Origin of the sequence: Devosia sp. (assembly GCF_017307565.1) — a bacterium.
Taxonomy (GTDB): Bacteria; Pseudomonadota; Alphaproteobacteria; order Rhizobiales; family Devosiaceae; genus Devosia.
The window spans coordinates 1-9700 of record NZ_JAFKHD010000190.1 but is presented as its reverse complement, the minus strand read 5'-3'; the positions used below and the strand labels follow the sequence as shown (position 1 = coordinate 9700).

6 protein-coding genes are annotated in these 9700 nt (G+C 60.8%); 5 read left to right on the top strand and 1 reads right to left on the bottom strand.

Annotated features, from left to right (window positions below):
* Positions 1-1777 (bottom strand): alpha-amylase family protein (locus tag J0I64_RS05710; protein ID WP_291406646.1); only part of this gene is annotated, 1777 nt, incomplete at its 3' end.
* 250 nt (positions 1778-2027) lie between these two features.
* Here J0I64_RS05710 and J0I64_RS05705 point away from each other — a divergent pair.
* From J0I64_RS05705 to J0I64_RS05685, 5 genes are all read left to right on the top strand, one after another.
* A complete protein-coding gene (locus J0I64_RS05705) occupies positions 2028-3644 on the top strand; it encodes an ABC transporter substrate-binding protein (RefSeq protein WP_291406645.1) in 1617 nt (538 codons plus the stop codon).
* Between the two features lie 294 nt (positions 3645-3938).
* Positions 3939-6293 carry a hypothetical protein gene (locus J0I64_RS05700; RefSeq protein ID WP_291406644.1) on the top strand — a complete coding sequence of 785 codons (2355 nt, stop codon included), beginning with the start codon at positions 3939-3941 and terminating at the stop codon, positions 6291-6293.
* Positions 6294-6323: 30 nt separating this feature from the next.
* The gene (locus J0I64_RS05695; RefSeq protein WP_291406643.1) at positions 6324-7259 is read left to right on the top strand and encodes an ABC transporter permease; all 936 of its coding nucleotides are present in this window, start codon (positions 6324-6326) and stop codon (positions 7257-7259) included.
* Positions 7259-8143 (top strand): ABC transporter permease, encoded by an 885-nt coding sequence (locus J0I64_RS05690; RefSeq protein WP_291406642.1) that lies wholly within the window; start codon positions 7259-7261, stop codon positions 8141-8143. Before J0I64_RS05695 ends, J0I64_RS05690 begins: the two co-directional genes overlap by 1 nt.
* A 22-nt stretch (positions 8144-8165) precedes the next feature.
* Positions 8166-9700 (top strand): ABC transporter ATP-binding protein (locus J0I64_RS05685; protein ID WP_291406641.1); only part of this gene is annotated, 1535 nt, incomplete at its 3' end.

Sequence of the window (9700 nt, the reverse complement as noted above, 5' to 3'; positions counted from 1 at the left end):
CGGCCGGGTCCTTGCGCACCGTGATCGCCGGAATGTCGGTCTTGGGCTGACGCATCCACGAGGTTTCAGGCGGGAAGATCGGGAAGTCTGGAATGAAGGTCGCCAAAACTTCAACGTCGTCCGACAACGTCACAACTGGCAGAAAACCGCCGAAGGGAATGGTGTCCGCTTCTTCAAGGCCAGCAAGGATGGGGTGGCGGGCCGCAGGCGTGGCGGGAGCCGTGGTGTCCTTGGGGCCATAAACGCCAGCACGATTTTCCGGCGAGCACCGCAGGTAGGTGTGACGTGTCCAGGTCTCGAGATCGGGATTGATCGGCCCGGTGCCGCCCAGATGCCCCTGGCCGCGATGTACGCCGAAGAGATCTGCAAGACCAAAGTCGGCTCGCGTTTCGCCATTGTGGTCGGCGATGCCCGTCTCACCGGTGGCGATGATGGAGCCGCCCTTGCTGGCAAAACTGCGGACATGGGCAAGTTGCTCGTCGCTGAGCGCGCCGATATTGGGGAGGATGATGACCTTGAGGCGCTCATGAGCGCTTGCAATGTCATCGGCATGCAGTGGCACGTACGGAATGGCGTGGCGGTCGAGCGCTTTGACGGCCCCGCGATAGGGCGCCATGGTCTTTTCCGCTGCGGTGTCGCGGCCGAAGAAGTCGTGGTTCTGCTGGGTCCAGACGACGCCGACATCGGGGCGGATTTCGCGGTTAATCAGAATGTCCTGATTGTCAGCGTGCCAGCGGAAGACTGGCTCGGCGCTCTTATACTGGCGGCGGTCTTCGTGGGACGAACCGATGTGATGCCACCATGGCTGGATGCCGCCGGCAAAACCGGCCGTTGCCCACAGCCGCGCTTCAGGTCTGGGCATGGACGAGAGGCGGAAAGACGGTGCGCCCAATTGATATTGGGGCATGGATTCTGGGATCAACTTGTCCCAGCCTGCGATCTCGTGAAGACGCTTTCCGGCCTCGGTGTTCTGTTCGAAGCCTTCGATGGCGCTGCGACGCTGATGGTCGAGCATGACAATCGGTGTCTGGGTGAGAATGCCCTGCAGGTCGATGAAGCGCTGCGAATTGTAGAGAACTTCGCCGCTGATCATGCCCATCCAGGAGCAGTGTTCGCCCCCGGCCGCGCGGGTGACGCGGTTGTTCAGCGCCCAGATTTCGGTGCGGCGTTCAAAGTTCCAGCGGATCCAGGCGCGATAGCTTTCGTCGGACCAGTCGTGGTCCTGCGGCAAATCCATCCCGGCACGGGCCTGGAACTGTTCCTTGCAGTGGTCGCAATAGCAGATCTTGTTGCGGGGCAGGCCAGCCCAGCTGTTGTCGGCAAAGCCATCGGGCTGGCTGCGCTCGATGATCTCCTCCATTACGCGCGGCAGGTAGTCCGTATAATAGGGCGAGCCAATGCAGGTGACGTACTTGTCGGCGAGGCGATAGGGCTCGCCATTGCGGTCAAGGCAGATCCAGTCCGGATGAGCCTCATAGAAATCCTGGGCGACGCGGTTGGAGTCCATACGCGCGATGACGGCGAGGCCTTCTTCGCGGGCAGCCTTCACCACTTCTCCGTAGAGGTCGCGGTCGCCGAGCTTTTCGGCGCGGTGATGCAGTTCGAACTTGGATGGGTAGTAAGCAACAATGCCGCCGGCATTGACGATAACGCCCTGAACCTTGGTCTTGCGCCAATGCTCGCGCCAGAAGTCGGCGTCGTAACGCTCCGGATCGCATTCGACCAGGTTTGTCTGCCCCCAACGCAATGCAGTCTTGTACCACGGTTGCGCGCTCATTCTCGTCCTCCTCAGGCTTTTGACGTTCGTCGTCCAGAGCTAGCGCATCGCCGGGCTGGCGGTAGACCCAAGCGCCGTTCTTTCCGCGATGTGGAAGCAAAAACCCAAGGATTTCCGGGCTCTTCCACGATGCGGAAAACAAGGAGCGCAGGGATTGAGCCGAGCCTAGGTAGCGCTACCGTGGGGCTGTGTGTGTGACCCATGCCAGACAGAAAAATTGGCAGATCAGACATCTATTCGGGAGGATGAGATGAGCATTTCAAGACGCGGTTTCCTGGCTGCTACCGGCGCGGCAGCCGCCGGCATGGCCATGTATGCCGTCACCAGTGGTCGCGCCTTTGCCCAGGGCGAAGATGCACTCAAGGTTGCCTTCGCGGCGCGTGGTCTGCGGACCATGGATCCGTTTCAGTCCATTCAGGGCGTCGACAACTGGGCGATCATCGCCATCTACGACAAGCTGGTCGATCTGCCGCGTTGGCGCTTCCCGGATACCCAGGACGAGCTGGTGCCGCGCCTTGCCACCAGCTGGTCGAGCTCGCCCGATGCCAAGACCTGGACGCTCGAATTGCGTCAAGGTGTGCAGTTCCACCGCGGTTATGGCGAGCTGACCTCCGCTGACGTCAAATACACCTTCGACCGCGCCACCGATGGTCAGCGTGTTGGCGGTGTTCGCGCCAAATTCGTCAACATCGACAGTACCGAGACCGATGGCGATTACCGCGTCATCTTTAATCTCAAGCGACCTGATCCGCTGTTCCTGCTCGGCGTGCTCAGCGACTATGATGCCGGTATCCTCTCGGCCAAGGCCGTGGAAGAGCTCGGTGACGAGTCCCTCGGCCGCGACGCTGTCGGTACCGGCGTCTATATGCTCGAGACGGTCCACGAAGACCCGTCCCAGGGTGTCACGGTCGTTGCCAACCCGGACTACTGGGATACCAAGGCCGCCACGCCGAAGATCCACTTCCGCTATATCGCCGATACTACGGCCCGCACGCTCGCCCTTCTTTCCGGCGATGTTCACATCATCGAAGGCGTGCGCTCGCCGGGCTGGGCGGACTCGATGCGCCAGCGCGACCCGAACCTGATCTTTGACGTTGTCAGCCCAGGCAGCTTCTTCACCATCCAGTTCAACCTGACCAAGGCGCCGTTCGACGACATCCGTGTCCGCCAGGCCCTGTTCTACGGCATCGACCGCGACGAGATCACCACGGCCATCGCCCCGATCAGCCAGCGTACCTATGGCCTCAATCCGCCGAGCTTCCCCGGCGGCTTCAATGTCGACACGATTCCGGAAGAGGTGGCTTACAAGTACGATCCTGAAAAGGCCAAGGCACTGCTCGCCGAGGCCGGCTATCCTAATGGCCTGAGCTTCCCTAACGATACCTCGCAGCGCGAAGACTTCTCGGCCATCATGCTGATGATCCAGGATCAGCTGCGCCGCATCAATGTCGACATGCAGCTCAACATCAAGGATCATACCGCATTCCACGCCGACCAAAACATCGGAACCAACGCGCTGAGCCAGCAGTCCTCGGCAATGCCGCCGGTTCCGACCCAAGTCATACTGACCTACCTGACCGCCGCGGGTGAAGTGAAGGCGGACGGCAGCGGCGGCTCGAACATGAGCCACTATGGCGTGACGATTCCGGGCATCGACGATCTACTCAATCAGGCTCTGGCCGAACCCGATCTCGATAAGCGCATCGCCATCGTTCAGCAGATCGAGGTCCAGGCGCTCAAGGATGCCGTCATCCTGCCAGTCTCCAACAACGGCTTCATGATGGTGCGTTCGCCAAAGGTCGATCTCGGGTTTGAGGTCGAGTCTGGCTACGTCAACTGGCACCTCTCGCAGGCGACTATCAGCTAGTCACGTTCTGAAGGACCCGGGACGTGCCCCTGGGTCCTTTTTTACTTTTTCAGGTTGGGGTTCGTATTCATGTCGTCGGCGCCGCACATCACTATCGTTTTTTCTAGTGCTCTCAAGGATTCAGCGGGCGCAATCGAGTGGGCGGTCGATGATCTTGTTCGCGCCCTTGAACAGCGAGATATCGCGGCCGTTGTGTCGGAAGCACCCTGCTCAGGCCTCGCTGTCGAGCTTTCTTCTCCAGCATCCGCGCCGAGTGCACCCCTCGGCGTTGATCTGCCCAGTGATGCGGAGGCCATGGCTCTCGTGCGCCATGGTGACCGCATCACTGCCTGGGGCAGCGACAGCCGCGGCCTCGTCTATGCCATCACAGAGCTTGCCGATCGCGCCCGCACAACGACTGATGCCGACCCATTCATTGGCACGTTCCCGCTGGTCGAAAAGCCGTCCTCGCGTATCCGTTCGATGTCGCGCCTCTTCTGCTCGGAAGAGGAAGACAAGGTTTGGTTCTATGACAAGCAGCAGTGGCGCGAGTACCTCTCGATGCTGGCGTCCAACCGCTTCAATCGCTTTTCGCTGGCCCTGGGCTTTGGCTACAACTACCCCTATCACAACCCTTGGATCACCGACGTCTACTTCTACTTCCCCTATCCGTATCTGATGGATGTCGCTGGCTATAAGGTTGACGTCAAGGAACTGAGCGCGGAAGAGCGCGATCACAATCTCGAAATGCTCCGCTTCATTGGGCGGGAAGCTGCTCGCCGCGGGCTTGAGTTCCAGCTGGCGCTTTGGACCCAGCGCTATGATTTCGATGACGTGCCGCGTGCGAACTACACTGTTCGCGGCGTCACCGAAGATAATTTCGCGCCCTATTGCCGAGACGCCGTTGCGCGCCTTCTCAACGAAGTGCCGGAAATCACCGGCCTGACCTTCCGCGTTCACGTCGAAGGTGGCGTGGCTGAGGGGGAATATGGTTTCTGGGAAGAGGTTTTCTCCGGCGTGGCTTCAGCCGGCCGGCCTATCGAAATCGACATGCACGGCAAGGGCCTCGATTTTACGATGATCGACATCGCTCGAAAGAGCGGCATGCCGGTCGCCGCTTCACCCAAATATATCGCCGAGCATATGGGGCTGCCCTACCACCAGTCGGCGATCCGCAACAAGGAATACCCGCCTGAGATCGCCAAGAGCGAGCGCGAGCAGTTGAGCGAGGGCTCGCGAAAATTCTTGCGCTACTCCTATGGCGACCTGCTCAAGAAAGACAAGGATTTCAAGGTCATCTACCGCATCTGGCCGGGCACGCAGCGTGTGCTGCTCTGGGGCGACCCAGTATTTGCTGCGGGCTATGGCCGCAGCGCCATGTATGCAGGTTCCGATGGGGTCGAGTGGTGCGAACCGCAGAGCTTTAAGGGACGTATGGGTACGGGCGTCCCCGGCCAGCGTTTCAGCTACCAGAAGCAGGGTTGGGCGACCAAGCAGGATTGGCGCAAATATGACTACCTGTACCGCGTCTGGGGCCGGCTGATCTACAACCCTGAAGCCCCGCGCCAGAGCTGGATGCGCTGGCTCGAAAAGGAGTGTGGTGACGTCGCAGAAGCCTGCGAGATCGGCCTGTCGCTCGGCAGTCGCGTCCTGCCGCTCGTCACGCTGGTTCACGGTCCGTCGGTTTCGAACAACCACTACTGGCCTGAGATCTATACCAATCTCGGTCTTATCGAAGGGTCGGGAAAGCGAGCCTATGGCTTCGATATGGAAGGGCCCATCCGCTTCGGCAATGCCCCGACCTTTGATTCCGAACTCTTCGCCACGGCCCGCGAATATGCCGAGCTGCTGCTCGAAGGGAAGCATTCCCATCGCTACACGCCGCTCGATGTTGCAGATTGGCTCGATGAGATGGCTCAGGGCTGCGAGGAGGCGCTCGTCACAGCTCGCAACGGCCGAGACTATGGGCGTATGGAGGTACAGCGTATCCTCGTCGACGTCGAAATACTCGCCGGGCTCGCTCGCCACTTTGCCGAAAAATTCAGGGCAGCCTGCTGGGCTGAACTTCTTATCGCCAGCAGGGCGTCAGAGCTCATCGAGCCCATGCTCGACCATGCTCGTCGCTCGGTCGATGCTTGGCGCCGTATCGCCGCTGTTTCACGCGATCTCTATCCCGATGACATGACCTATGGGCCGCAGCCTTGGCTTCGCGGCTCGTGGCACACGCGCCTTCCCGAAATCGAGGCCGAGCTGCTCGATCTTGAGGCACTGCGCAATATTGGTGGTACGGAATCCGTGCCGACAGACGACAGGACGAGGACTGCGATCGAGCTGCTCAAATGCCGTCGGCCGACACGCGCCGATGGCTCGGGCGTCACGGCTCCCACGAGCTTTGTCGGCGGTCAGCCCTTCCGGGTTTCCTTTACCGGCGAGACGGACGCGGCTCCGGTGCTCCACTACCGTCATGTCAACCAGGCTGAGCGGTGGAAATCCATGGAGATGACGAAGGCGGCCCACGGCTATGCGGCCGAAATTCCCGCTGACTACACGCAGTCGGATTACCACTTGCAGTTCTTCGTGAGCCTCACGTGCAAGGGCGAGGCAATCATCACGCCTGGTCTTGAGGAAGACCTGGCCAACGAGCCCTATTTCACGGCTCTGCAGAACTAAAACGGAGCCGTAAACGGCCTGGGAGGATACATGGCGAAATATCTCTTATTGCGGCTAGCAGACGCCATACCAACAGTATTCCTTGTGTTGGTTCTGGTGTTCATCGCTATGCGTATTCTGCCCGGTGATCCGGCGGTGGCTGCCCTTGGGGACATGGCCACGCCGGAACAGCTGGCTCTGTTCCGCGAGCGCATGGGGCTCAATGATCCGCTCTGGATGCAATTCTTCAATTTCGTGAAGGGTGTGCTGACGCTCGATCTCGGCAATTCGATGATGAGCAACCAGAATGTGGTTGGTCTCATTCTCTACAATCTGCCCTACACCATCGAGCTGACCGTCGTGGCGATGCTTCTCGGCCTCATCATGGGTGTGCCGCTCGGGGTGCTCGCCGCCACCAATCGCAACAAGGCGCCGGACAGTGCCGTGCGCGGCTTCTCTCTGATCGGCTATGCGATCCCGGATTTTTATCTGGGCGCGCTCCTGCTGATCACCTTCTCGCTGAACCTTGGCTGGTTCCCGATCAACGGGGGCGGGGAGGGCTTTGCGGGACGCATGTACCATGTGTTCCTGCCCGCGTTGACCCTCGCTTTCGTCAAGGCCGCCTTTATCGGCCGGCTCACGCGAACCTCGTTGCTCGAAGTTCTGAGCAAGGACTATGTCCGCACCGCCCGCGCCAAGGGCGCCAAGGAAAGCCGCGTCATCTATCGCCATGGCCTGCGCAATGCGCTCCTGCCGCTGACGACCGGCCTCGGCCTGAGCACGCTCGCCACCCTCTCGGGCTCAGTCGCCATCGAGATGGTCTTCAACCGTCCGGGCATTGGCAAGCTGCTGATCAACGCCATCGCCGAACGTGACTATGCGGTCATCCAGGGCGGCGTCGTTGTGTTCGCCATGTTCGTGGTCATCATCAACCTTTTGATGGACCTTCTTTACATCGTCGTCGATCCTCGAATCCGGATGCAGTGATGACCACAATCACCGAAACTCCAGTCGAAACTCTCGCGCCGGAGCAGAGCCGCCTTCAGGTTCTGCGGGGCATCATCCTGGGTCGGCCCGGCACCATCGTCGCGGTCGTCATCATCGGGCTTCTGTGCCTCCTGGCACTCTTCGCGCCCATCATCGCGCCCTATGACCCGCTGACCCAGTCCATGCTCAAGATCAATCGCGGTCCTACTTGGGAAAACTGGCTCGGCACTGACCAGTTCGGTCGCGACGTGCTTTCGCGCATGATCTACGGCTCCCGCAACTCGCTGATCTTCGGCCTCACCTCGCCTTTCTGTGCGGCCATCATCGGCACCACGCTTGGCGTCATCGCTGGCTATTTTGGTGGCGTCGTGGACCGGATCATTTCCCGCGTCGTCGACCTGCTCCTGGCATTCCCGGAACTGCTGCTCGCCATCATGATTGCGGCTGTTCTCGGCGGTGGCTTCTGGAACGTCATCGTCGTCATAACCATCGCTTTCGTGCCCGGCTTTGCCCGTGTGGCCCGCGCTCAGACGCTCGCCGTCAAGCAGGAGCCCTATGTAGAAGCTGCCATCTCGCTGGGCGTTCGCACCCACAGCATCATATTCCGTCACGTCCTGCCGAACATCATGGCGCCGATCGTGGTTCTGATGATGCTCTGGGTGGCTTCCGCCATCCGTCTTGAAGCGTCGCTGAGCTTTCTCGCCATCGGCACCCAGCCGCCCAATCCGAGCTGGGGCAATATTATCCGCGACGGCCTCAACAACATCTTCGGCTCGCCCTGGCCCATCATTGGCGCCGGAGCTGCCATCACGCTCGTCGTCCTCTCGTTCAACCTCGTGGGTGACGCAGTGCGCGATGCGCTCGATCCCTCGACTTCGGAATAGGGAGCCGACAATGGATCAAGACATGACCAGTCCCGCCGCTTCGGCCCAGTCCAGGGCGCCGGTGCTCAGCGTCAAAAACCTCAAGACCGCGTTCCGTGCGGGGCAGGGGTGGACGCAGATCGTCAAGGGCATTTCCTTTGACATCGGCGCAGAGGAAACTCTGTGCGTCGTTGGGGAGTCCGGCTCCGGAAAGAGCGTCACCGCACTCTCCATCATGCGCCTTCTTTCGCCCGAGTTCAGCCGGATCGAAGGCTCGGTCAAGCTCGGCGGACGTGAACTCGTCACACTTCCAGAAGCCGAAATGCGCACCGTGCGCGGACGGCAAATGGGTATGATCTTCCAGGAAGCACTCACCAGTCTCAACCCGCTCGCGACCGTGGGTGACCAGATCGCCGAGACACTCAAAATCCACGGTCTTGCCAGCGGCGCAGCTGCCGAGGCGGAGGCGGTCCGGCTCCTTGAACGCGTCCGCATTCCGGCCGCGCGCAATCGGGCCAGGGAACTGCCGCACAATCTCTCGGGCGGCATGCGTCAGCGCGTCATGATCGCCATGGCGCTCGCCTGCAAACCTCAGTTGCTGATTGCCGACGAGCCGACCACTGCACTCGACGTGACCATCCAGGCCCAGATCTTGCAGCTCATCAAGGAACTGCAGCGCGAAGAGGGCATGGGCGTGCTTTTCATCACCCACGACATGGGCGTCGTGGCGGAGATCGCGGACCGTACCGTCGTCATGTTTGGCGGCGAGGTGCTTGAGCAGGCGCCAACAGAAGACATCTTCGTTGGTGCAAAGCACACCTATACCAAGACCCTTATCGCCGCAGTGCCCAAGCTTGGCTCGATGGAAGGTATTGGCCAACCGCAACACTTTCCAGTCATCGACAAGAAGACCGGGCAGATGCGGGAGCCCGAGGATCGTCCGGACACGGTCAACCACGCCGCAGGGCCAGTTCTCTCGGTCAAGAACCTCGTCAAGCGCTTCGACCTCTCAAGCGGCTTGTTCGGGGGCGTGCATGGTCGCGTCCATGCCGTAGAAAACGTCACCTTCGATCTTCATGCCGGCGAAACCCTCTCGCTTGTGGGCGAAAGCGGTTGTGGCAAGTCGACCACCGGTCGGGCCATCATGCGGCTTGTCGAGCCGCAGTCGGGTAGCGTGGTGCTCAATGGCACGGATATCGTCGGGCTCGACAAGCGCCGCATGCGCGACATGCGGCGTAACATCCAGATGATCTTCCAGGATCCGTTTGCGAGCCTCAACCCGCGCATCCGGATCGGTGAGGCTATCGCCGAGCCATACCTGACGCATAATCTGGGCACGAAGGAACAGGCCCGCGCCAAGGTTGCCGATCTCCTGGCCCGTGTCGGTCTCGATCCGGCAGTGGCGACGCGCTATCCGCAGCAGTTCTCCGGGGGGCAGCGGCAGCGTATCTGCATCGCCCGCGCGCTCGCCCTCGAACCGACTGTCATCGTTGCGGATGAGTCCGTCTCGGGTCTCGACGTCTCGATCAAGGCGCAGGTGGTCAACCTGCTGCTCGATCTGCAGCAGCAGCTCGGGCT

Bases quoted from the DNA above. Each gene is read 5' to 3' on its own strand.
- J0I64_RS05690 (WP_291406642.1), top strand. From the start codon at position 7,259: ATGACCACAATCACCGAAACTCCAGTCGAAACTCTCGCGCCGGAGCAG.
- J0I64_RS05695 (WP_291406643.1), top strand. From the start codon at position 6,324: ATGGCGAAATATCTCTTATTGCGGCTAGCAGACGCCATACCAACAGTA.
- J0I64_RS05705 (WP_291406645.1), top strand. From the start codon at position 2,028: ATGAGCATTTCAAGACGCGGTTTCCTGGCTGCTACCGGCGCGGCAGCC.
- J0I64_RS05700 (WP_291406644.1), top strand. From the start codon at position 3,939: ATGGCTCTCGTGCGCCATGGTGACCGCATCACTGCCTGGGGCAGCGAC.